Annotated in this window: 14 protein-coding genes and 1 pseudogene; 12 read left to right on the top strand and 3 right to left on the bottom strand. The window is 64.6% G+C overall.

Annotated elements, in window-relative coordinates; genetic code table 11:
* Window positions 1-221: 221 nt before the first annotated feature.
* From hutU to hutG, 5 genes are all read left to right on the top strand, one after another.
* A complete protein-coding gene (gene hutU, locus GYA94_RS13770; RefSeq protein WP_054905303.1) occupies window positions 222-1,895 on the top strand; it encodes a urocanate hydratase in 1,674 nt (557 codons plus the stop codon).
* Window positions 1,896-2,000: 105 nt separating this feature from the next.
* Window positions 2,001-3,533: a histidine ammonia-lyase gene (hutH, locus tag GYA94_RS13765; protein ID WP_029885413.1), complete on the top strand. Its 1,533-nt coding sequence runs from the start codon at window positions 2,001-2,003 to the stop codon at window positions 3,531-3,533.
* Between the two features lie 134 nt (window positions 3,534-3,667).
* Entirely contained in the window at window positions 3,668-5,071 is a 1,404-nt protein-coding gene (locus tag GYA94_RS13760) for an amino acid permease (RefSeq protein WP_054912118.1), read from the top strand.
* Window positions 5,072-5,086: 15 nt separating this feature from the next.
* Window positions 5,087-6,292: an imidazolonepropionase gene (gene hutI, locus GYA94_RS13755; protein ID WP_161892504.1), complete on the top strand. Its 1,206-nt coding sequence runs from the start codon at window positions 5,087-5,089 to the stop codon at window positions 6,290-6,292.
* 10 nt (window positions 6,293-6,302) lie between these two features.
* Window positions 6,303-7,106 carry an N-formylglutamate deformylase gene (gene hutG / locus GYA94_RS13750; RefSeq protein WP_110677431.1) on the top strand — a complete coding sequence of 268 codons (804 nt, stop codon included), beginning with the start codon at window positions 6,303-6,305 and terminating at the stop codon, window positions 7,104-7,106.
* Between the two features lie 38 nt (window positions 7,107-7,144).
* On the opposite strand, the gene GYA94_RS13745 is transcribed toward hutG, so the two are convergent.
* Window positions 7,145-12,598, bottom strand: coding sequence for a dermonecrotic toxin domain-containing protein (locus GYA94_RS13745; protein WP_161892503.1), 5,454 nt, complete (start codon window positions 12,596-12,598; stop codon window positions 7,145-7,147).
* Window positions 12,599-12,746: 148 nt separating this feature from the next.
* Here GYA94_RS13745 and pip point away from each other — a divergent pair, with 148 nt between their 5' ends.
* From pip to GYA94_RS13710, 7 genes are all read left to right on the top strand, one after another.
* Window positions 12,747-13,718: a prolyl aminopeptidase gene (gene pip, locus GYA94_RS13740; RefSeq protein ID WP_029885408.1), complete on the top strand. Its 972-nt coding sequence runs from the start codon at window positions 12,747-12,749 to the stop codon at window positions 13,716-13,718.
* Entirely contained in the window at window positions 13,715-14,152 is a 438-nt protein-coding gene (gene dtd / locus GYA94_RS13735; protein ID WP_009684267.1) for a D-aminoacyl-tRNA deacylase, read from the top strand. The genes pip and dtd overlap by 4 nt, the downstream gene beginning before the upstream one ends.
* A gap of 263 nt (window positions 14,153-14,415) precedes the next feature.
* Window positions 14,416-16,146 carry a glucan biosynthesis protein G gene (locus GYA94_RS13730; RefSeq protein ID WP_218031598.1) on the top strand — a complete coding sequence of 577 codons (1,731 nt, stop codon included), beginning with the start codon at window positions 14,416-14,418 and terminating at the stop codon, window positions 16,144-16,146.
* The gene (mdoH, locus tag GYA94_RS13725) at window positions 16,139-18,712 is read left to right on the top strand and encodes a glucans biosynthesis glucosyltransferase MdoH (protein ID WP_161892502.1); all 2,574 of its coding nucleotides are present in this window, start codon (window positions 16,139-16,141) and stop codon (window positions 18,710-18,712) included. Before GYA94_RS13730 ends, mdoH begins: the two co-directional genes overlap by 8 nt.
* A 235-nt stretch (window positions 18,713-18,947) precedes the next feature.
* A complete protein-coding gene (locus tag GYA94_RS13720; RefSeq protein WP_033690660.1) occupies window positions 18,948-19,745 on the top strand; it encodes a transporter substrate-binding domain-containing protein in 798 nt (265 codons plus the stop codon).
* A 187-nt stretch (window positions 19,746-19,932) separates the two neighbouring features.
* A complete protein-coding gene (locus tag GYA94_RS13715) occupies window positions 19,933-20,895 on the top strand; it encodes an amino acid ABC transporter permease (RefSeq protein WP_161892501.1) in 963 nt (320 codons plus the stop codon).
* Window positions 20,888-21,622, top strand: a complete 735-nt coding sequence (locus tag GYA94_RS13710; RefSeq protein ID WP_029886375.1) for an amino acid ABC transporter ATP-binding protein — start codon at window positions 20,888-20,890, stop codon at window positions 21,620-21,622. The genes GYA94_RS13715 and GYA94_RS13710 overlap by 8 nt, the downstream gene beginning before the upstream one ends.
* A gap of 123 nt (window positions 21,623-21,745) precedes the next feature.
* Here GYA94_RS13710 and GYA94_RS28720 read toward each other — a convergent pair whose 3' ends face one another.
* Together GYA94_RS28720 and GYA94_RS28715 are read right to left on the bottom strand one after the other, a co-directional pair.
* Window positions 21,746-22,459 carry a methyl-accepting chemotaxis protein gene (locus GYA94_RS28720; RefSeq protein WP_425595024.1) on the bottom strand — a complete coding sequence of 238 codons (714 nt, stop codon included), beginning with the start codon at window positions 22,457-22,459 and terminating at the stop codon, window positions 21,746-21,748.
* 141 nt (window positions 22,460-22,600) lie between these two features.
* A pseudogene (locus GYA94_RS28715) lies at window positions 22,601-23,689 on the bottom strand (methyl-accepting chemotaxis protein); the annotation flags it as partial.
* Window positions 23,690-23,962: the final 273 nt, after the last annotated feature.

Below are 23,962 nucleotides of genomic sequence, written 5' to 3'. Positions count from 1 at the left end.
TAGAATCTCCCACAGGTATGCCACAAGTCTCGAAGGCTAGGTTTACCTGTGGGAGCTGGCTTGCCGGCGATTGGGTCGCGCAGCGGCCCCTTTGTTGTCCGATCCATTCAACGGACCGTTCCGATAATTTTGGTTGTCCGTGCTTGTACATACAAGTAAAGGTGTGTTTGTATATCGACCACGACATACCCGCCCGCGCTCGACCGCAGAGGACCCTTCCCGTGACCGACAACAACAAATACCGTGACGTTGAAATCCGTGCCCCACGTGGCAACAAGCTCACCGCCAAAAGCTGGCTGACCGAAGCGCCACTGCGCATGCTGATGAACAACCTCGACCCGCAGGTCGCGGAGAACCCGAAGGAGCTGGTGGTTTATGGGGGCATCGGCCGCGCCGCGCGCAACTGGGCATGCTACGACAAGATCGTCGAAACCCTGACCCGCCTGGAAGACGACGAAACCCTGCTGGTGCAATCGGGCAAGCCGGTCGGGGTGTTCAAGACCCACAGCAACGCCCCGCGTGTATTGATCGCCAACTCCAACCTGGTGCCGCACTGGGCCAGCTGGGAGCACTTCAACGAGCTGGACGCCAAAGGCCTGGCCATGTATGGCCAGATGACCGCCGGCAGCTGGATCTACATCGGTAGCCAGGGCATCGTCCAGGGCACCTATGAAACCTTCGTCGAAGCCGGTCGCCAGCACTATGGCGGCAACCTGAAAGGCAAGTGGGTACTCACCGCCGGCCTGGGCGGCATGGGCGGTGCCCAGCCACTGGCGGCGACCCTGGCCGGGGCTTGCTCGCTGAACATCGAATGCCAGCAGAGCCGCATCGACTTCCGCCTGCAAACCCGCTACGTCGACGAGCAGGCCACCGACCTCGACGACGCCCTGGCACGCATCGCCAGGTACACCGCCGAAGGCCAGGCAATCTCCATCGCCCTGCACGGCAACGCCGCTGAAATCCTGCCCGAACTGGTCAAGCGCGGCGTGCGCCCGGACATGGTCACCGACCAGACCAGCGCCCACGACCCACTCAACGGTTACCTGCCCGCCGGCTGGACCTGGGAACAGTACCGCGACCGCGCGCAGACCGAACCTGCGGCAGTGGTCAAGGCCGCCAAGCAGTCGATGGCCGTGCACGTGCAGGCCATGCTCGACTTCCAGAAGCAGGGCATCCCGACGTTCGACTACGGCAACAACATCCGCCAGATGGCCAAGGAAGAAGGCGTAGCGAACGCTTTCGACTTTCCAGGTTTCGTACCCGCTTACATCCGCCCGTTGTTCTGCCGCGGCGTTGGCCCGTTCCGCTGGGCGGCGCTGTCCGGTGAGGCCGACGACATCTACAAGACCGACGCCAAGGTCAAGGAACTGATCCCCGACGACGCCCACCTGCACCGCTGGCTGGACATGGCCCGCGAGCGCATCAGCTTCCAGGGCTTGCCGGCGCGTATCTGCTGGGTTGGCCTGGGCCTGCGTGCCAAGCTGGGCCTGGCGTTCAACGAAATGGTCCGCAGCGGCGAGCTGTCGGCGCCGGTAGTGATTGGCCGCGACCACCTGGACTCCGGGTCGGTGGCCAGCCCCAACCGCGAAACCGAAGCCATGCGCGACGGCTCGGACGCTGTCTCCGACTGGCCGCTGCTCAACGCCTTGCTCAATACCGCAGGCGGCGCCACCTGGGTCTCGCTGCACCACGGTGGCGGCGTAGGCATGGGCTTCTCGCAGCACTCGGGCATGGTCATCGTCTGCGACGGTACCGACGAAGCCGCCGAGCGTATCGCCCGCGTGCTGACCAACGACCCGGGGACCGGTGTCATGCGCCACGCCGATGCCGGCTACGACATCGCCATCGACTGCGCCAGGGAGCAGGGCCTGGACCTGCCGATGATCACGGGCTGACCCCCGGCTTTGGCTCGCACCCCGCCAGGGGTGATACTGAACAACAAGAAGGAGCGCACAGGCACCACAGACGGGCCTGTGGCTCCAAGCGACTGGAGTAGCAACGTGACCGAATTCACCCTAAAGCCAGGCACCCTGACCCTGGCCCAGCTGCGCGCCATTCACGCCGCGCCCGTGCGCTTGCAGTTGGATGCCAGCGCCGCGCCCGCCATTGACGCCAGTGTGGCCTGCGTTGAGCAGATCATTGCCGAAGACCGCACCGCCTACGGTATCAATACCGGCTTTGGCCTGCTGGCGTCGACCCGTATCGCCAGCCACGACCTGGAAAACCTGCAACGCTCGCTGGTGCTGTCCCACGCTGCCGGTGTCGGTGCGCCGCTGGATGACGACCTGGTGCGGCTGATCATGGTGCTGAAGATCAACAGCCTCAGCCGCGGGTTCTCCGGCATTCGCCGCAAGGTCATCGACGCGCTGATTGCCTTGGTCAATGCCGAAGTCTACCCGCACATCCCGCTGAAAGGGTCGGTGGGGGCTTCCGGTGACCTCGCCCCCTTGGCGCACATGTCGCTGGTGCTGCTGGGCGAAGGCAAGGCACGCTACAAGGGCCAGTGGCTGTCAGCGACCGAAGCCTTGGCGGTGGCCGGCCTCGAGCCATTGACCCTGGCCGCCAAGGAAGGCCTGGCCCTGCTCAACGGCACGCAGGCTTCCACCGCTTATGCGCTGCGCGGCCTGTTCCAGGGTGAAGACCTGTACGCCGCTGCCATTGCCTGCGGTGGCCTGAGCGTCGAAGCCGCGCTGGGTTCGCGTTCGCCATTCGATGCGCGTATCCACGAAGTGCGGGGCCAGCGTGGCCAGATCGACACCGCGGCGTGCTTCCGCGACCTGTTGGGCGACGCCAGCGAAGTGTCGCTGTCGCACAAGAACTGCGACAAGGTGCAGGACCCGTATTCGTTGCGCTGCCAGCCGCAGGTCATGGGTGCGTGCCTGACCCAGTTGCGTCAGGCCGCCGAAGTGCTGGCGGTCGAAGCCAACGCCGTATCCGACAACCCGCTGGTGTTCGCTGCCGAAGGGGACGTGATTTCCGGCGGCAACTTCCACGCCGAGCCGGTGGCCATGGCCGCCGACAACATTGCCCTGGCCATCGCCGAAATCGGCTCGCTCAGCGAGCGCCGCATTTCGCTGATGATGGACAAGCACATGTCCCAGCTGCCGCCGTTCCTGGTGGAAAATGGCGGGGTCAACTCCGGCTTCATGATTGCCCAGGTGACCGCTGCTGCGCTGGCCAGCGAGAACAAGGCCCTGTCCCACCCGCACAGCGTCGACAGCCTGCCCACCTCGGCGAACCAGGAAGACCACGTTTCGATGGCCCCGGCTGCCGGCAAGCGCCTGTGGGAAATGGCCGAGAATACCCGAGGCGTCCTGGCCATCGAGTGGCTGGGTGCCTGCCAGGGCCTCGACCTGCGCAAGGGCCTGAAGACCTCCACCAAGCTGGAGCAGGCGCGCCAGGCGCTGCGCAGCGAAGTGCCGCACTATGACCGTGACCGTTTCTTTGCGCCAGACATCGAAAAGGCCGTGGAACTGCTGGCCAAGGGGAGCCTGACCGGTTTGCTGCCGGCCGGTGTGCTGCCAAGCCTGTAATGCCCCTGGGCCGCCATGCGGCCCACTCGCCGGCAAGCCGGCTCCCCCAGTGAGGGGGCTGGCTTGCCGGCGATCTGGCTGCAAGGCAGCCCCCTCTCGACCTCACGACCACAAAAACAATTCAAGGACGTGACATGCAACAAGCTCAAGGTCTAAAGCGTGGGCTAAGCGCCCGCCACATCCGTTTCATGGCCCTCGGCTCGGCCATCGGCACCGGGCTGTTCTATGGCTCTGCCTCGGCCATCCAGATGGCCGGCCCGGCCGTGTTGCTGGCCTACCTGATCGGCGGCGCCGCCGTGTTCATGGTCATGCGCGCCCTCGGCGAAATGGCCGTGCACAACCCGGTGGCCGGCTCGTTCGGCCACTACGCCACCACCTACCTCGGCCCCATGGCCGGCTTCATCCTCGGCTGGACCTACGCCTTCGAGATGGTCATCGTCGCCATTGCCGACGTGACCGCCTTCGGCATCTACATGGGGTTCTGGTTCCCCGAGGTCGCCCGCTGGATCTGGGTGCTGGGCATCGTGTTCCTGATTGGCGGCCTGAACTTGTGCAACGTCAAGGTCTTTGGCGAAATGGAGTTCTGGCTGTCGTTGCTCAAGGTCGGCGCCATCGTGGCGATGATCCTGGCCGGCCTGGGCATCATGGCCTTCGGCTTCAGCCAGGTGGGCAGCGGGCATGCCGTTGGCGTGAGCAACCTGTTCGACCATGGCGGCTTCATGCCCAATGGCGTCGGTGGCCTGATCGCCTCATTCGCCGTGGTGATGTTCGCCTTTGGCGGCATCGAGATCATCGGTGTCACGGCCGGTGAGGCCAAAGACCCACAGCGCGTGATCCCCAAGGCGATCAACGCGGTGCCGCTGCGCATCCTGCTGTTCTATGTGCTCACCTTGTTCGTGCTGATGTGCCTGTACCCATGGCCGCAGATCGGTAGCCAGGGCAGCCCGTTCGTGCAGATCTTCAGCAACCTGGGTATCGGTTCGGCGGCCGCGGTGCTGAACGTGGTGGTGATCTCGGCGGCGATCTCGGCCATCAACAGCGACATCTTCGGTGCCGGCCGCATGATGTATGGCCTGGCCCAGCAAGGCCATGCGCCGCGCGGCTTCAGCAAGTTGTCCAGGCACGGCGTGCCGTGGATGACCGTGGTCGTGATGGGGGCGGCACTGCTGGTCGGCGTGCTGCTCAACTACCTTATCCCCGAGAACGTGTTCCTGCTGATCGCCTCGATCGCCACCTTCGCCACCGTCTGGGTGTGGTTGATGATCCTGGTTACCCAAGTGGCCATGCGCCGCAGCCTGCGCCGTGAAGAGGTCGCCCAGCTGAAGTTCCCGGTACCGTTCTGGCCCTATGGCCCGGCCATGGCCATTGCCTTCATGGTGTTCATCTTTGGCGTGCTCGGTTACTTCCCGGACACCCAGGCGGCGTTGATCGTCGGGGTGGTCTGGGTGGTGTTCCTGGTGGCGTCCTACCTGCTGTGGTGCAAGCCGCGGGCAGGGCAGGGCCAGCCAGTTGCAGAGCCGGCCGAGCTACACCGCTAGTACAGGAGATTGTGCATGAGAACCCTCTGGCAGCACTGCCATGCGGCAACCATGACCGATGGCCGTTATTCGCTTATCGAAGATGCGGCCATCGTCACCCACGCCGGGCTGATCGAATGGATCGGCCCGCGGGCCGGGCTGGGCCCGGTCGACGCCGGGCGCACGGTGGACCTGGGCGGCGCCTGGGTCACCCCCGGGCTGATCGACTGCCATACCCACGCGGTATTCGGTGGCAACCGCAGTGGCGAGTTCGAACAGCGCCTGCAAGGCGTCAGCTATGCCGAAATCGCCGCCCAGGGCGGGGGCATTGCCAGCACCGTGCGGGCCACTCGCGCGGCCAGCGAGGATGAACTGTTCGCCAGTGCGCGCCAGCGGGTTCAAGCCTTGATGCGCGACGGCGTGACAACCCTCGAGGTCAAGTCCGGCTACGGCCTGGACCTGGCCAACGAACGCAAGATGCTGCGCGTGGCCAGGCGGCTGGCGGATGCCCTGCCACTGACGGTACGGGCCACCTGCCTGGCTGCCCACGCCTTGCCACCGGAATACGCCGGCCGGGCGGACGACTACATCACGCACATCTGCGACGAACTGCTGCCAAGCCTGGTTGGCGAAGGCCTGGTGGACGCAGTGGACGCTTTCTGCGAGCACCTGGCGTTCACCCCGGCCCAGGTCGAGCGGGTGTTCATCAAGGCGCGGGCGTTGGGGGTGCCGGTCAAGCTGCACGCCGAACAGTTGTCTTCGCTACACGGCTCCAGCCTGGCTGCGCGTTACCAGGCGCTGTCGGCCGACCATCTGGAATTCATGACTGAAGAAGACGCCATCGCCATGGCCAAGGCGGGCACGGTCGCGGTGCTGCTGCCGGGCGCTTTCTATTTTTTGCGCGAAACCCAACTGCCGCCGATGGACGCCTTGCGCCGCCATGGGGTGAAGATCGCCCTTGCCAGCGACCTCAACCCGGGTACCTCGCCCGGGTTGTCGCTGCGGTTGATGCTGAACATGGGCTGCACGTGCTTCCGTATGACGCCGGAAGAAGCCCTGGCCGGCGTCACGGTGCATGCCGCCACCGCGCTGGGCCTGGGTGACAGTCACGGCTCGCTGGAGGTTGGCAAGGTGGCCGACTTCGTCGCCTGGCAGGTCGAGCGCCCCGCCGACCTGGCGTACTGGCTCGGCGGCGACCTGCCCAAGCGCGTGGTGCGCAGTGGCCATGAAATTACCAATTGAGGGAGGCTAGATGGACAAGGTATTGAGTTTCCACCAAGGGCATTTGCCGTTGCTGATCAGCATGCCCCACGCCGGCCTCAAGCTCACCCCGGCCGTGGACCAGGGCCTGGTCGACCAAGCGCGCAGCCTGCCCGACACGGATTGGCACATACCCCATCTCTACGACTTTGCCCGGGAACTGGGGGCCAGCTTGGTCGCCGCACAGTATTCGCGGTTCGTCATCGACTTGAACCGCCCGGCTGACGACAAACCGTTATATGCCGGTGCTACAACCGGCTTGTATCCGGCCACGCTGTTCGATGGCGTGCCTTTGTTCAAGCAGGGGCTGGAGCCCACTGCCGAAGCGCGCGAGGCCTGCCTGGCGACGATCTGGCAGCCTTATCACCAAACGATCCGCAACGAGCTGGCGCGCCTGCGGGAAATCCACGGCTACGCGCTGCTGTGGGATGCCCACTCGATTCGTTCGCTGATCCCGCACCTGTTCGATGGCAGGCTGCCGGACTTCAACCTGGGCACGTTCAATGGCGCCAGTTGCGACCCGGGCCTGGCCGAGCGGCTGGTCCAGGTGTGCAGCCAAGCCGAGGGTTATAGCCATGTGCTTAACGGGCGCTTCAAAGGCGGCCACATCACCCGGCATTACGGCGACCCGGCGCATGACATCCATGCCGTACAGCTGGAGCTGGCGCAAAGCACCTACATGGAAGAGCAGGAGCCTTTTACCTACCGCGAAGACCGCGCCCAGCCGACGCGCGAGGTGTTGAAGGCGTTGCTCCAGGCCGCATTGGCGTGGGGCCGGGCGCATTACGGCAAGTAATGAGCGGCGCGCAGTCGCGCGCCGTCGCGTGGGTTGGCTCAGCTGTTGCCCACGAAGGTGAGGGTGAGTTCGCGCAGCAGCGCCAGCTCTTCCTGCTGCTTGTCCTCCCAAAGGCCCTGCTGCAGAGCGACTTCCTCGTGCAGCGGGTGCCCGCTGCTGGACAGCTCCAGTACCCGCTGGCGGTAACGGGCCTCTATCTGCGCGAAGCGCGGCGCATGTTCGCCGCGCAGGCGCTGGGCCCAGCCGCTATTGGCCAGCAGGTAATCGATGAACACTTCACTGTGTTCGCTCTGGCGCACGCTTTCCAGTACCCGCGACAGCTCGCCACGGGCCAGGTTTGCGGCCCCGCGAAAACGCATGCTGTCGGCGATCGGCAGGTCCAGCTCCCTGGCCAGCTCGCGACGGTAGGCCAGGCGCACCGAGACCAGGTCGCCCGAACCGGTGCGCGTGGCGGCAAGCTTTTCCAGCTGGTCCACGCGGAACAGCCGTAACAGGCGCTGGTGCAGGCTGTGCAGGGTATCGCCAGCGTCGATCAGCAGGCGGTTGGCCATGAGGTACAGTTCGATGTTGTTGAACTCCTGAAGTGCGCCGTCGTGGCACGTCTGCGAGCCCGTCTCTGGGTCGGGCAGCGCCGCTGCGGCAATGCTTTCCATGATCGGCCGTTCATCCTGGTTGGCTGCGGCTGCCACCAGCATCAGGCGCACCCGCGCACAGAAGTCGCCCCGGGTGGTGGGGTCGACGAACGGCGCGGCGTTGTGCAAACGGCCTGCTAGCCGCAACAGGTCGCTGCCCTCCAGCTGTTGCCAGCAGCTGCGCAAGGCTTCGTTCTGAGCCTCGTCACCCAGCAGCCAGTCTTCGAGCCTGGGGGTGTCGTCGCCCTGCAACGGGAAGTGCGGATGGTCGAGCGAGCCTTCACTGGACGAGTTGACCAGCATCAGGTTGTCTGGAATGTCCAGGGCGAACGAGTAACTGCGCTGGCTATCTGAGTAGGCCCGCACGCGCAGGATGGTGGCGTCGGGCAAGGGGTTGTCGAACAACGAAATCGACGAAATCGGCATGGCGTTGTTCAGGTTGGAGAGGATGTGCTCAGGCAGTTGGGTGATGTTGTTCGAGCTGAGGTCCAGCAACTCCAGGGGTAGCAGCGCGTCGCACCAGTCTGGCCATGCGTGCAGGTTCATGTTGGTCAGTTCGAGGGACGTCAGGTTGGCGGACAACCGTGCGGGCACCTGGGTGATGCTGCCGACCCGGTTGCCAGACAGGTCGAGCGAGGTCAGGTGCTCAAGCTCGGCAAAGGTTTCCAGCATGGCCTGGTCGACCTCCAGGCCCATGTTGCGAAACTCCAGGTAGGTCAGGCGCGGCAGGCGTGGCAGGGCCGATGCCAGTGCAGGCGTAGCACCTTGGTGAGCATCGATGGTCAGGCGGGTGATATTCGGAAAGCGGGCAAGCAGTTCGCTGAGTTGTGCTGAGGTGCCACTGAGGCGGGTCAGGGTCATTGCATGCACACGCTCGCCGAAGAACGCCGGGAGGCGGCGCGGGAAGTGTTCGATGGCAACGTCCTCCAGTTGCAGGCGAAGGTATTGCTGGCCCTGCTCCTGGCGCTCCCAGAATGCGTTTATCGCTGCTGCCATACGCTGCCGGTCGGTCAGGGCCGCCTGGGTCAACGGGTTGCTCGAACTCGAGGCATGGACCCAGCCATCGATCGCATCGCGCATGAGTTGCCGCTCGCTGCGGAGGCGTTCCAGCCGTTGGTTCAGCGCCGGGGGCTGATCCACGGTGACCTGGGCGGTTTCCGGGCGTTCGTTCAGCAGCAGGCGTTGCAGGTGCGTTTCATTGATGGGGTTGCCTTGCAGCGAAATCACCGGCGCGCGTTGCAGCGGCGTTTCCCCCAGCAGGAACGCGGGCAGTGACGTCAGGTTGTTGTCCTGTAACGACAGGTGCCCGATACGGCTCAGGGTTTCGCTGTCGATACCGGTGGGCCATTGGCTCAGTTGCATCCGGTTCAAGCCCAGGTAATCCAGGGTAAACCAGTGGAAGCTGGCCCTGTCGATGCCTTGCTGCAGCCGGTTGCCACTGAGGTCCAGATGGGCAAGCCGTGCATGGCCTGCCAGCTCGCCAAGGTGGCTGTTGCTGAACGCCAGGTTCTGGTTGGTCATGGCCAGCCTGCGCAGGTTCGGCAGGGTCGAGGCAATGGTCGGCACGCTGGGCAGCAGTAGCGAGGGGGTTGCCCTGGGGTTGTACGGCCTGCTGATTTCCAGTGCTTCCAGCCCGGGCATCAGCCGCAGCAAGCGTTGCATCAGCCGCTCGCTCTGGCCCCAACCTGCCAGGGTGCCGCTTGGCAGGTCGAGCAGGTGCAGGCTGCGCACGCGGCGGTAGAAGAAATCGGGCAGGGTCAGCGGGATGTCGGTCAGCGGTACGCCTTGCACGCGCAGCTCGGCACCGAGCGCGGCATCATCCTCCAGGGCGGTGTCGTACCAGTGCTGCATGATCGCTTCACGCAGGGTGTCATAGGTGCGGGCCGCCTGGTCGGAGGCCGGTGAAATGGCTTCGCTCCAGTCGTCCAGGCTGCGTTGCAAGGCGTTGCGTTGCTCCATCAGCGTGGTCAGGTATTCGAGGATCTGCAGCCGGGTGCGGCCGTTGGCGGCAAGCGACATCAGCACCTGCTCGGCCGGCCTGCCGGTGCGTTCCGGAATGCCGGTGGCCCTCAGCGTGCTCAGCAGGTGCTGGCGCATGCTGCCCTGGCTTTGGTCATCACCGCTGCTCAAACGGTAGCCAACGCGGCCATCGGCAAGGCGCATCGGCGAGCGATAGCCGCGCCGGGGCGGTTGCATGCCCAACGCATCGCGCAAGGCCGGGCGGGGTAACAGCGGGCTCTGTTGCAGCAGGTGCTGAAGGGCCTCGCCGCTGGTGACGCCCAGGCCTTGCATGGCGTCGGGCAAGGCTGCATGCAGCGCGCTGAAGAGCTGCGGGTAGCGACGCACCACCGCCCCGGGCTCGCCCTGCGCGTGAACGATGTAGCCGGCTGGCGAGTGGGTGATGGTCGCCCAGGGTCTGCTGCCCTGCGCGCCGATGGCATGGTCCTGGTCGGGCCAGTGACTGCGCTGCAACAGGCGCAGCCGCGTGTCTGCTGGCCAGCCCGGCAGGTGGGGCAGGGTTTGCATGATCAGCCGGTCGCTGTCCCAGCTTTGCGCGCCGGCCAGGTACAGGCCCTCATAAGCGCGGGCAAGGCGCACGTGTTGTTGGTAGGCGCGTATTTCCTCGGCCAGGTGCAGGGGCACCTTGCCGGCACCAAGGGCTTGCAGGTCAATGGCACTTGCGTCGCGCACCAGCTCATCGATGATCGGCGCTGGCAGGCTGGGGTAGACCCGGCGGATCACCTCGCCGTTGGCCGGCAGGGGGCTAGCGATGCGCGCGTACGCCGTGGTGAACGCTGCAGGCCAGGCGCTTTGGTCTGGCAGCTGGCGGATGTGGGCATCCAGCTTGAACCGCTGCAGGGTGTCTTCCAGCAGTGCGGGCAGCCGCCGGTTGTGGGCCAGGCAGTGGCGCAGCGTGTCTTCGTGGATGTCGCAGACGTGCAGGATCCGCTGCAGGGTCGCTTCATCGAAAGACCCGCTCAGGTGCCCCAGGCGGCGCAGCAGGCGTGCGCCGTCCCAGCTTTGTGGCTGCTCGGACTCCAGCAACCATGCCCCTGCACCATTGTGCAGCGCTTTGGGCTGGTAACCTGCCGGGCGGGTCGGGTGTTCAAGGCGGTAACCCGTCGCAGCGCGGGTCACCGAGTAAACCCGGTTTTCCACGGGCAGCCAGGTTTTGCCGCCGTAGTGCAGCAGGCCGGATTCGTCTGGCTCAAGCCCACCCGGCAATACCCGTTCGTGGGCGAAGGGCGCCAGGTCCGCGTGCCACAGGCGTCGCTCGCCGTCGGCCAGGTCGATCGGCTGCAGTTCTTCGATGAATGATGGCGTCTCCACGGGGATCCGCTCGACCACCGGCGTAGCCTGCCCCCCGCCGGCGGCCGCGAGCGCGGCCATGATGGCGACGTTGTCGATCACGTCCATCAAGTAGTCGAATGCCTGCTGGCGATCACCGTCAAGCCAGCTGTCGATGCCCTCGAACGTTTCATTGGCCAGCTGCAGGGCCGTTACCCCAAGCATCGCGGCGCCAAGCGGGGGGATGAACAGGGCGGCAACGTTCAGGCTGACGAAGGCCAGGGCCTTGAAGTAGTCAAGGTGGCGTTGCGCAGTCTTGCCGTTTTGCATGGCTGTCGGCACCGCATGGAACAGCCCGTCATCCCTCAGCCGCTTCTGCCGCTGGCCGGCCAGCTCGTCCAGGTACGGGCGGGTGAAGGGCTGCACGTGCAGACGCACCTGCGCGTTGGCGATGCGCTCCAGGAAGGGGCGCTTGTGCCGATCGGGTAGCAGGCGCTGGCATTCCGGGCGGCGGAAGGCAGGCAACTGTTCACGCAGGAAGGCTTCGGCATCGGCCCTGCTGGCGTGCTGGGTCAACGGCTCGGGCATGCCGGGCAGGTAAAGCACCACCCAGCCCGCATACGGGTACACCGGCCCTGGTGGGAATCGGCCGGCGCCCACCGGCCGGCGTGCGTCGAGGCCAATCGCCATGGCCCCGGTCAGCGGAACATGCAGCAACTCGATGCCCGCACACAGGACCGGGCGGCCATCGTGTTCAACCTTTGGCTCAGTGGCGAGCTTGAGCAAGGTTGCATGGAGGGCCGTGTCGATCCGGCCCAGCAAGCAGGCGTGGTGAACCTGCAACTCGAATGTGGAGCGCTCGGCAGCTTTGAACACGCCGGCAATGGCCGGCGCGTTGGGCTGCTCGCCCGGTGGGTCGAGCGCGTCGAGCAGCCGTTGATACTTGCCGCCGATATCCAGCTCGCGTGCCAGGGCCGCGAACGCTTCCGCGACGATGGGCAGTGGCACCGCCTGGGAGGCCAGGCCAACGTCGTTGCTATCGAGAATGGCCGAGGCGTGGCCGCCGGCGCGCAAGCCGTCGGGCTGGGCCTCGAACGCCTCGAAGTTCTGCAAGGCACAGTGCAGCAGGGGTTGGGTTGCCAGCTTCAGCGCGCGGGACGAAGTGACGAAAGGATCGCCGCCAGGGCTGGAGAGCGCCTCGGTAAGGGCGGCCGCCCTGTTCAGGTTCATCAGGTAGGTACGCTCGACATCGAGTGTGGTGCCCAAGCGCTGGCTGACCGCGGTGGACAGCAGCTCGGTGGCATAGCGCTGCAGGTCCGGCAGGGTTGCCAGGAGGGCACTCAGGTTCGCCTCGGCTTGCACGTGTTGGCCATAGGTTTGCACCAGGGCCTTGGCCACCGTTGGGTGTGCCAGGCATGCGCGTTCCAGCCTGGGGTCGCGCTGGCTGGCCGCCTGGCGCAGCTGGCGGCGCTGATCTGGCCGGGCGTCGACCACCCAGGCGGGTAGCTTGCTGCTGACCAACTGGTGGTAGAAGTCGGGCTCGCAGGCTGCAGGTTTGGTGGAGTCGATCATGGGGAGTCTCACTTCGAGGGTGTTCCCCGATGCTAGGGAGGCTCGCCTGCGCCCTGCACATAAGATGATCTCGCTTAGGTACATGCTCTAAGCGCAATTCAGGTTTATGATGGCCAACGGCCGAATATATCCTCACACGGAGTGCGCGATGCAGACCCTCTACCCGCAGATCAAACCCTACGCCCGGCACGATCTGGCCGTGGAAGCGCCGCATGTGTTGTATGTCGACGAAAGCGGCTCGCCGGAAGGTTTGCCCGTGGTGTTCATCCACGGTGGACCTGGCGCTGGTTGCGACGCCCAGAGCCGCTGCTATTTTGACCCCAACCTGTATCGCATCATCACCTTCGACCAGCGCGGCTGTGGCCGCTCCACGCCCCATGCCAGCCTGGAGAACAACACCACCTGGCACCTGGTCGAGGACATGGAGCGTATCCGCGAGCACCTGGGTATCGATAAATGGGTGCTGTTCGGTGGCTCGTGGGGCTCCACCCTGGCCCTGGCGTACGCCCAGACCCACCCCGAGCGGGTGCATGGCCTGATCCTGCGCGGCATATTCCTGTGCCGGCCCCAGGAAATCCAGTGGTTCTACCAGGAGGGCGCCAGTCGCCTGTTCCCCGACTACTGGCAGGACTACATTGCGCCGATCCCCGCGCAGGAGCGTGGAGACCTGGTGGCGGCCTTCCACAAGCGCCTTACCGGCAATGACCAGATCGCCCAGATGCACGCGGCCAAGGCCTGGTCCACCTGGGAAGGTCGCACCGCCACCCTGCGCCCCAATCCGCTGGTGGTCGACCGCTTCTCCGAGCCGCAGCGGGCCCTGTCGATTGCCCGTATCGAATGTCACTTCTTCATGAACAACGCGTTCCTCGAACCGGACCAGCTGATCCGCGACCTGCCGAAAATCGCCCATTTGCCGGCAGTGATCGTGCACGGCCGCTACGATGTGATCTGCCCGCTGGACAACGCCTGGGCCCTGCACCAGGCCTGGCCGAACAGCGAGCTGAAGGTGATCCGTGACGCTGGCCATGCGGCCTCCGAGCCTGGCATTACCGATGCACTGGTCCGTGCCGCCGACCAAATGGCACGCCGCTTGCTCGACCTGCCGCTGGAAGAAGCATGAGGGGCCTGCTGCAACGGGTGCGTGGGGCGCGGGTTGAAGTCGCGGGCGAGGTGGTGGGTGCCATCGACCAGGGGTTGCTGGTGCTGGTTGCCGTAGAGCCTGAAGATTCCCGCGAGCACGCCGATAAGCTTTTGCACAAGCTGTTGAACTACCGGGTATTCAGCGACGAGCAGGGCAAGATGAACAAGTCGCTCAAGGATGTTGGCGGCGGCTTGCTGCTGGTGTCGCAGTTCACCTTGGCGGCAGACACCCGCAACGGCCTGCGCCCGAGCTTCTCGACGGCTGCGCCGCCGGCGCTCGGGGCCGAATTGTTCGACTATCTTTTGCAGCAGGCCAACAGCCAATATGCCCCTGTGGCCAGCGGCCGATTTGGCGCAGATATGCAGGTGCACCTGGTAAATGATGGCCCCGTGACATTTATGTTACAAATTTGAGGTCAATAAACCCCTTGTTCACAGGAAAACAAGGGGTTTTGTACGATAAATAGTTGTTCCAGCCTGATGCGTTGTCACGCGACCTGCTGGATAATCGCGCGCTGCATGGACCTGCGTTCGCAGGTTCGTTTCACTCTGACTCGAGCATTGTCTGGAACCGTTTGGGGAATCATTACGCCCTCTCGGGGTCCGAACAGTGCTCGCCAACCCGGCATTTGTCGCTGGCCGTTGGTTTCATGATCTGTTTTCGGCGAGGGTTGCTCGTGATTGTTAGTCCCCAAAAAGCATCAAGAATCCCCGGCATCCGGTTGCGCAAGGCCCTGATGGCCAGCATGGCCCTGGTTGGCCTGATGAGCGCGGGCCAGCTGTGGGCATTCAATCTTGACGATGTTGCAGCCAAGGCAAAGGATCTGGCCGGCCAGAAGTACGAGGCACCGAAAAGCAACCTGCCGGCAGTGTTCCGCGACATGAAGTTCGCGGACTACCAAAAGATCCACTTCCTGCAGGAAAAGGCCGAGTGGGCCAAGGACAAGACCCCGTTCAAGCTGTCCTTCTACCACCAGGGCATGCACTTCGACACACCGGTGAAAATCAACGAAGTCACCGCGACCAAGGTCGAGGAAATCAAGTACGACCCGAGCCGTTTCGAGTTCGGTGACGTGCCACACGACCCGGATACCACCAAGAACCTGGGGTACGCCGGTTTCCGTGTGCTGTACCCGATCAACAAGGCAGACAAGCAGGACGAAATCATGACCCTGCTGGGTGCCAGCTACTTCCGCGTAGTCGGCAAGGGCCATGTATACGGCCTGTCGGCCCGTGGCCTGGCCATCGACACCGCGCTGCCGTCGGGCGAGGAGTTCCCGCGCTTCACCGAATTCTGGGTCGAGAAGCCCAAGCCGGCTGACAAGCATTTGGTGATCTACGCCCTGCTGGACTCGCCGCGTTCCACCGGCGCCTACAAACTGACCCTGCGCCCAGGCACCGACACCGTGGTCGACGTGCAGTCCCGCGTGTTCCTGCGTGATCAGGTCAGCCGCCTGGGCATTGCCCCGCTGACCAGCATGTACCTGTTCGGCCCTAACCAGCCGTCCAAAGTGCTCAACTACCGGCCGGCCCTGCATGACTCCGAAGGCCTGTCCATCCACGCTGGCAACGGCGAGTGGATCTGGCGCCCGCTGAACAACCCGAAACACCTGTCGGTAAGCAACTTCAGCGTGGAAAACCCACGCGGTTTCGGCCTGATGCAGCGTCAGCGTGCCTTCAGCGACTACGAAGACCTCGACGACAACTACCAGAGGCGCCCAAGCGCCTGGATCGAGCCGAAGGGTGACTGGGGCAAGGGCACCGTCGACCTGGTCGAAATCCCGACTGCCGACGAGACCAACGACAATATCGTGGCGTTCTGGAGCCCGGAAAAGCTGCCTGAACCCGGCAAGCCGTTCGAGTACGACTACCGTCTGCACTTCACCATCGACGAACCCAAGTTCCAGGCCCCTGACCTGGGCTGGGTCAAGCAGACCCTGCGCTCCACGGGTGACGTCAAGCAGTCCAACCTGATCCGCCAGCCAGACGGCAGCGTGGCCTTCGTGGTCGACTTCGCCGGCCCGGCGCTGGCTGCCTTGCCTGAGGACACTCCGCTGCGCAGCCAGGTCAGCGTGGGCGACAACGCCGATGTGGTCGAGAACAACCTGCGCTATAACCCAGAGACCAAGGGCTGGCGCCTGACCCTGCGGCTGAAGGTCAAAGAGGCCAACAAGTCGACTGAAATGCGTGCCGCGCTGGTGCGTGATGTGCCAGCCGAACCGGCCAAGCCTGCCCAGGACGCCAAGCAGGACAAGGCCGCCGCCAAGCCTGCCAAGGCCGACAAAGCGGACAAGGCCGCCAAGGCCGAACAACCTGCCGCCGACGCGGCGCCCACCAACGGGGCCCCGGCCACCACCGAGAAGGTGCTGACCGAGACCTGGAGCTATCAGTTGCCTGCCGATGAGTAACTCAAGCGCAAGGCCGGAATCGCTTGGCGAGTACCTGGCCCACCTACCACTTGGCGACGAGCAGCGGGCAGAACTGGCCAGCTGCACCTCGTTCAGTGAGCTGCACCAACGCCTGGCGGCCAACCCGGCCGCCAGCCCTGCCGAGGCCGTGCAGGCCTCGGTGGGCCCGCGCCTTACCGTAGGCAGCGCCGCCGAGCTGGAAGAGGCCGAAATGCTCGGCGTCGACGGCAGCGGCCGCCTGTGCCTGAAGATTGCCCCGCCTATCAAGCGTACCAAGGTCGTGCCGGAGCCGTGGCGCACCAACCTGTTGGTCCGCATGTGGCGCCGCATGACCGGCCGCCCCAATGCGCCGCAGCCGCCCAAGCGCGAGCTGCCGGCAGCGCGCTGGCGCACGGTCGGGTCGATCCGCCGTTATATCCTGCTGGCCCTGATGATCGGTCAGACCATCGTTGCCGGCTGGTACATGAAGAGCATCCTGCCGTACCAGGGCTGGTCGTTCGTCGACCTCGACGAAGTGCTCAACCAGCCGTTGTGGGATACGGTGGTGCAGGTATGGCCCTATGCCTTGCAGACTTCCATCCTGATCCTCTTCGGCATCCTGTTCTGCTGGGTGTCGGCGGGCTTCTGGACCGCGCTGATGGGCTTCCTGGAGCTGCTCACCGGGCGCGACAAGTACAAGATCTCCGGCAGCAGCGCCGGCAACGAGCCGATTGCGCCCGAGGCGCGTACCGCGCTGGTGATGCCGATCTGCAACGAGGACGTGCCGCGGGTATTCGCCGGCCTGCGGGCGACGTTCGAATCGGTGGCCGCCAGTGGCAACCTCGACCGTTTCGACTTCTTCGTGCTCAGCGACACCAACGACACCGACATCGCCGTGGCCGAACAGCAGGCCTGGCTGGACGTGTGCCGTGAAACCAAAGGCTTTGGCCGGATCTTCTACCGCCGCCGCCGGCGGCGCGTTAAGCGCAAGAGCGGCAACCTCGACGACTTCTGCCGTCGCTGGGGTGGCGAGTACAAGTACATGGTCGTGCTCGATGCCGACAGCGTCATGAGTGGCGAATGCCTGAGCAGCCTTGTGCGCCTGATGGAGGCCAACCCGGACGCCGGTATCATCCAGACCGGGCCGAAAGCCTCGGGCATGGACACCTTGTATGCGCGCATGCAGCAGTTCGCCACCCGCGTGTACGGCCCGCTGTTCACTGCCGGGCTGCATTTCTGGCAACTGGGCGAGTCGCACTACTGGGGCCACAACGCGATCATCCGCATGAAGCCGTTCATCGAGCACTGCGCCTTGGCGCCGTTGCCGGGCAAGGGCGCCTTCGCCGGCGCCATCCTGTCCCACGACTTCGTCGAAGCGGCGTTGATGCGCCGTGCCGGCTGGGGCGTGTGGATCGCCTACGACTTGCCGGGCAGCTACGAAGAGCTACCGCCGAACCTGCTTGACGAGCTCAAGCGTGACCGTCGCTGGTGCCACGGCAACCTGATGAACTTCCGCCTGTTCCTGGTCAAGGGCATGCACCCGGTGCACCGTGCAGTGTTCCTCACAGGGGTCATGTCGTACCTGTCGGCACCGTTGTGGTTCCTGTTCCTGGTGCTGTCGACCGCGCTGCTGGCGACCAACACGCTGATGGAGCCGCAGTACTTCATCGAGCCGTACCAGCTGTACCCGCTGTGGCCACAGTGGCACCCGGAAAAGGCCGTGGCGCTGTTCTCCACCACCATCGTGCTGCTGTTCCTGCCCAAGCTGCTCAGCGTCATCCTGATCTGGGCCAAGGGCGCCGTCGAGTTCGGCGGGCGAATCAAGGTCACCTTGTCGATGCTGATGGAGATGCTGTTCTCCATGCTGCTGGCGCCTGTGCGCATGATCTTCCATACCCGCTTCGTCCTGGCCGCGTTCCTCGGTTGGGCGGCGACCTGGAACTCGCCGCAGCGCGACGACGACTCCACACCGTGGAGCGAAGCGCTACGCCGGCATGGCCCGCAGACGCTGCTGGGCATTGCCTGGGCCGGGCTGGTGGCATGGCTGAACCCAAGCTTCCTGTGGTGGCTGGCGCCGATCGTCGGTTCGCTGATGCTGTCGATTCCGGTATCGGTCATTTCCAGCCGCACCCGCCTGGGGCTGGCGGCCAAGGACGAGAAGCTGTTCCTGATCCCCGAGGAATACGCGACGCCGCAGGAGCTGCTGGCAACCGACCAGTACACCCACGAAAACCGCTGGCATGCCCTGCATGACGGTTTCGTGCGTGCCGTGGTCGACCCGCGGCAGAACGCCCTGGCCTGCGCCATGGCCACGGCCCGCCATGGGCAGGCGGCGCCGATCGAGGCGCTGCGTGCCGAGCGCGTGGCCAAGGCCATCGAGGTCGGGCCGAAAGGGCTGGACCCCAATACCCGCCTGGCGTTGCTCAGCGACCCGGTCGCCTTGAGCCGCCTGCACGAGCAGGTATGGGCCGAGCACAATGCGGCGTGGATCGATGTGTGGCGTGCCTCGATCAAGAACGACCCGCATTCGCCGCTGCTGCCGTTGCATCCGGAGAATGAAGGCCAGCCGGCACTCGCCGGCGCCTGACCGGCCCTTTCGCGGGCACGCCCGCTCCCACAGGGATCCGCATTTCCCTGAGGGAGCGGGCGTGCCCGCGAAGCTTTAAGGGCCCAACCCTGATTTTGGCCAACAAAGTCCCCCCCAGTGCTAGGTCCCCGGGCCGGCATGCGTTAGCATCCCTCTCCGATACGAAGCATCGGCCGGTACGGCCGTGCCAACACAATAAGATTCGCTACTTTTCTTGCTAGGGGACTTGGTGATGATCAAGAAATACCTTTCGCGACTGCTGGTCGGTGTCACCGCCCTGGTCGCCGTGACAGCGGCGCAGGCCGGCGCCATCGATGATGCGGTCAAGCGCGGCACCTTGCGGGTGGGCATGGACCCGACCTACATGCCGTTCCAGATGACCAACAAGCGTGGCGAGATCATCGGCTTCGAGGTCGATATCCTCAAAGCCATGGCCAAGTCGATGGGCGTCAAGTTCGAGGCGGTGTCCACCGCTTACGACGGCATCATCCCGGCGCTGTTGACCGGCAAGTTCGACATGATCGGCAGCGGCATGACCCTTACCCAGGAACGCAACCTGCGCCTGAACTTCAGCGAACCCTTCATCGTGGTTGGCCAGACCCTGCTGATCCGCAAGGAGCTGGCAGGCGAGATCAAGTCGTACAAGGACCTGAACAACGAGAAGTACCGCCTCACCTCCAAGCTTGGCACCACCGGCGAAATGGTTTCAAAGAAGCTGATCGGCAAAGCCAAGTACCATGGCTACGACAACGAGCAGGAAGCCGTGATGGATGTGGTCAACGGCAAGGCTGACGCCTTTGTCTACGACGCGCCCTATAACGTGGTGGCGGTGGACAAGGCCGGTGCCGGCAAGCTGCTGTTCCTCGAAGAGCCCTTCACCTACGAGCCGCTGGCCTTCGGCCTGAAGAAAGGCGACTACGACAGCATCAACTTCATCAACAATTTCCTGCACCAGATCAAGCACGACGGGACCTACGATCGTATTCACGACAAGTGGTTCAAGAACAAGGACTGGCTGAAGGAAATGGAATAAAGGCTGGCTTCAAGCCACAAGCTTCAAGCCACAAGCCACAAGCCACAAGCCACAAGCTTTAAGCCACAAGCTTCAAGCGCAAGCGGACCGTGCACCGATCCGCTTTTGCTTGTGCTTGCAGCTTGCAGCTTGCAGCTTGCAGCTTGCAGCTTGCAGCTTGCGGCTTGACGCTTTCTGGAGTACCCACGTGATCAAACACAAGAAAGCCCAGTGGCCCTGGCACGGGCTGACCGCGCTGGTCCTGGTGGGCCTGGCGTTGAGCCTGTACATGGCCACCTCGATGATTTCCTACGAGTGGCGCTGGAACCGCGTTCCGCAGTACTTCGCCTACAAGGCCGAGGAAACCCAGCGTGCAGCCGATTATGGCACCGTGCAGGAAATCGTCATTTCCGGCGATAACGCCCGCGTGACGCTGAAGGACGAAAGCGGCGCCGAGCAGGTGCTGGATGTGGACGCGGACAGCCTGCAACTGAGCCGCGGCGACGATGTTGCCGAGGGCGACCAGATCGGTGTGACCCGCCACTGGGCCGCCGGGCCGCTGGCCTGGGGCCTGTGGACCACGCTATGGATCTCGGTCGTGTCCGGCGCCTTGGGCCTGGTGATCGGCCTGTTCGCCGGCCTGTGCCGGTTGTCGACCAACCCGACCCTGCGCGACCTGTCGACGGTGTACGTCGAACTGGTGCGTGGCACCCCGTTGCTGGTGCAGATCTTCATCTTCTACTTCTTCATCGGTACCGTGCTCAACCTGTCCCGCGAATTTGCCGGGGTGGCTGCACTGGCGTTGTTCACGGGCGCCTACGTGGCAGAAATCGTGCGGGCCGGGGTGCAGTCGATTGCCAAAGGCCAGAACGAAGCTGCGCGCTCGCTGGGCCTGAACGCCGGCCAGTCGATGCGCCACGTGATCCTGCCCCAGGCTTTCAAGCGCGTACTGCCGCCCTTGGCCGGCCAGTTCATCAGCCTGGTCAAGGACACTTCGCTGGTGTCGGTGATCGCCATTACCGAACTGACCAAGAGCGGCCGCGAGGCCATTACCACCTCGTTCTCCACCTTCGAGATCTGGTTCTGCGTGGCAGGCCTGTACCTGCTGATCAACCTGCCGCTGTCGCACATTGCCAGCCGGCTCGAGCGGAGGCTTGCGCAAAGTGATTGAAGTCCGTGACCTGCTGAAAATATTCGACACCCGCGGCCAGGTGGTCCGGGCTGTGGATAACGTCACCACCCAGGTGGCCAAGGGCGAAGTGGTGGTGGTGCTGGGCCCGTCGGGCTCGGGCAAGTCCACCTTCCTGCGTTGCCTTAACGGGCTGGAGCACTTTGACCAGGGCCATGTCGCCATCGACGGCCTGCAACTGGCTGACCCGAAGACCGACATCAACGCCTACCGCCGCGAAGTCGGCATGGTGTTCCAGCATTTCAACCTGTTCCCGCACATGACCGTGCTGGAAAACCTGTGCCTGGCGCAGAAGGTGGTGCGCAAGCGCAACAAGGCGGACCGTGAGGCCAAGGCGCGGGCGTTGCTGGAGAAGGTGGGCATTGCACAGAAGGCCAACGAATACCCGTCACGGCTTTCCGGCGGTCAGCAGCAGCGTGTAGCGATTGCCCGCGCCTTGTGCATGGAGCCCAAGGTCATGCTGTTCGATGAACCGACTTCTGCGTTGGACCCTGAAATGGTCGGCGAGGTGCTGGACGTGATGAAGACCCTGGCCCAGGAAGGCATGACCATGGTCTGCGTCACCCACGAAATGGGCTTTGCCCGCGAAGTGGCCGACCGGGTGCTGTTCTTCGATCACGGCAAATTGCTGGAAGACTCGGCCCCGGCCGCGTTCTTTGCCGCGCCGAAAGACCCGCGCGCGCAGGCCTTCCTGCGCCAGGTGCTTTAACCTGCACCGGCCTCTTCGCCGCTAAAGCCGCTCCTACACGCAACGTGGTCGGTGTAGGAGCGGCTTTAGCCGCGAACACCGGCAATGCCGGTGCCATCCACTGCGGTGTCTGCGTCGCGGCCCTCAGATATTGAACCGCCCGACCATCCCCCGCAGCTGCTGCCCCAGCTGTTCCAGCTCGCCGCTCGACATCGCTGTCTGCTCACTGGCCGCACTGGTCTGGTCCGACACATCCCGCACATTCAGCACGCTCCGGTTGATCTGCTCGGCCACCACGCTCTGTTCTTCGCTGGCCGTGGCGATCTGCTGGTTCATGCCCTGGATGTTCGACACCGTATTGGTGATCTGGCCCAAGGCATCGCCGGCCCTGCGGCTCAGCTCCACACTTTGTTCGGTCAGCTGCTTGCTGTTGTCCAGCAAGCGGGTGACCTCGTCGGTGCCGCTGTGCAGGCTGTCGATCAACTGGCCGATCTCTTCGGTTGCGGTGGAGGTGCGCTGGGCCAGGCCGCGTACCTCATCGGCCACCACGGCGAAACCGCGCCCGGCTTCACCGGCCCGTGCCGCTTCGATGGCAGCGTTCAGGGCCAGCAGGTTGGTCTGCTCGGAGACCGACTTGATGACATCGAGAATGCTGCCAATCCGCTGGCTTTCGCCCGCCAGGTGATGCATGGCCGCCAGGCAATGGTCCATCTGCCCGGCCAGTTGCTCGATGCGGCCGATGGCTTCGGCCACCACCTGGTCGCCCACCTGGGCCTGCTGGTCGGCGCTGGTGGCGGCCTGCGAGGCCTGCTCGGCGTTTTGCGCCACTTCCTGAACCGTGGCGCTCATCTGGTTCATGGCGGTGGCAACCTGGTCGGTTTCCTCGCGCTGCTGGTTGATGCGCAGCTTGGTGTCTTCGCTGCTGGTCGCCAGCTGCGAGGCCGCCTGCGACAGCTGGCCGACGCCCTGGTCGATGCCCCCGATCAGTTCGCGCAGGCTCAAGGTCATCTCGCGCATGCTGGTCTGCAACTGGCCCATTTCGTCACGGCGCTGCACGGTGTCGACCTGGCTCAGGTCGCCCTTGGCGATGCGCGCCGCCACCACCAGGGTCTGGCGCAAGGGCTGGGTGATCTGCAAGGTGATCAGCCAGGCAGCCAAGGCCCCCGCTACCAGTGCCAGCAACGCAACGCTGGTCAGCAGCGAGCGGGCGGCCAAGGCTTCGCGGTCACGTTGCTCGACCTTGCGTTTACCCAGTTCCAGGCTGAGCGCGCGCAACTCGTTGCCCATTCGCTCCATGTTGTTCTGCAATTGCTCGACCCGCACGGCGGCGCGCCGGTATTGGTCCAGGCTGGCGCGGTACTTGGCCAGCTCGACACCGGGCTGCTCGCTGACAGCGCGTGGCAGGCCAAGCGGCGCCAGGCCTTTGAGCAGTTGCTCGAGGCTGGCCTGGGCTGCGTCCAGGGCGCTGTCGCCGACTTTGGCAAAGTCCTCGACCGGGACGAACGTGTAGGCGGGTACCAGGCTTTGCTGGTTGGCACCGTCCACTTGCCGGCTGAGGGTGTCCATTTGCGCCAGGGCACCATTTTGCTGGCTGTGGGCCGGCATGTTCAGCAACGCCTGGGTCTGCAGCTCGTCGATGGCATCGTTGAGCTTCTGCTCCTGCTCCTGCATTGCCTGGCGCAAGGCCACCCGGTTGGCGACGGTGCGCTGCAACTCGGTGAAGTCATCGCGCAGGCGCTGCAGCAGGGTCAGCTTATCGGTCAGCATCTGGCGCGACTCATCGACGTTGCTGCGCTGCTGCAGGGTGCTGAGCATGCTGTTGAGCTGGTCGAGGATGTTGCCGATAGTGGCCTTGCTGGCGTCGTCGTTGAGCACGCGGAAGGTGATGCGCTCTGCGCGCAGGTCTTTGGTCAGGTCGTTGATCCGGCCGATTTCGCTGAGCTGTTGCGAGCGGACGATGGCGTCGTCCAACGCACGCCAGCCGCTGATGGTGGTGGCCAGGGTAAGCAGCAGGACCACAGCGAAGCCGAGGGCCAGCTTGGCAGCCACGCTGATGTTGCCGAGCTTGCGGTTGAGGTAGCCGAGCATGGTGAGTCTCCGTGCGAAAGGGGGAGGGCATGCAGGCGTATTGCCGGCATGACACCTTTGCCCATCGGCAGCGGAGCTGTAGGACTTGACCTGATAATCAGGTAGGAAATTTCGCTGCGGCTAGTAGGAAATGTGTCGCCTGTGCCTGGCCGCTCCGCGCCGAACTGCCGCGAAGAGGCCAGGCAAACCCGATCAGAGCCTGAAGCGCCTCACCAACCCTTGCAAATGGGTGCCCAGCCGCGCCAGCTCCACGCTGGAGCTGGCGCGTCTGCT

The sequence above is a fragment of the Pseudomonas juntendi genome (assembly GCF_009932375.1).
In the GTDB taxonomy this organism is placed as follows: Bacteria; Pseudomonadota; Gammaproteobacteria; order Pseudomonadales; family Pseudomonadaceae; genus Aquipseudomonas; species Aquipseudomonas juntendi.
This window is presented reverse-complemented; position numbering and strand designations above follow the sequence as displayed.

Bases quoted from the DNA above. Each gene is read 5' to 3' on its own strand.
- hutG (WP_110677431.1), top strand. From the start codon at position 6,303: ATGGACAAGGTATTGAGTTTCCACCAAGGGCATTTGCCGTTGCTGATC.
- GYA94_RS13745 (WP_161892503.1), bottom strand. From the start codon at position 12,598: ATGATCGACTCCACCAAACCTGCAGCCTGCGAGCCCGACTTCTACCAC.
- hutI (WP_161892504.1), top strand. From the start codon at position 5,087: ATGAGAACCCTCTGGCAGCACTGCCATGCGGCAACCATGACCGATGGC.
- GYA94_RS28720 (WP_425595024.1), bottom strand. From the start codon at position 22,459: ATGAACCAGATGAGCGCCACGGTTCAGGAAGTGGCGCAAAACGCCGAG.
- pip (WP_029885408.1), top strand. From the start codon at position 12,747: ATGCAGACCCTCTACCCGCAGATCAAACCCTACGCCCGGCACGATCTG.
- dtd (WP_009684267.1), top strand. From the start codon at position 13,715: ATGAGGGGCCTGCTGCAACGGGTGCGTGGGGCGCGGGTTGAAGTCGCG.
- mdoH (WP_161892502.1), top strand. From the start codon at position 16,139: ATGAGTAACTCAAGCGCAAGGCCGGAATCGCTTGGCGAGTACCTGGCC.
- GYA94_RS13760 (WP_054912118.1), top strand. From the start codon at position 3,668: ATGCAACAAGCTCAAGGTCTAAAGCGTGGGCTAAGCGCCCGCCACATC.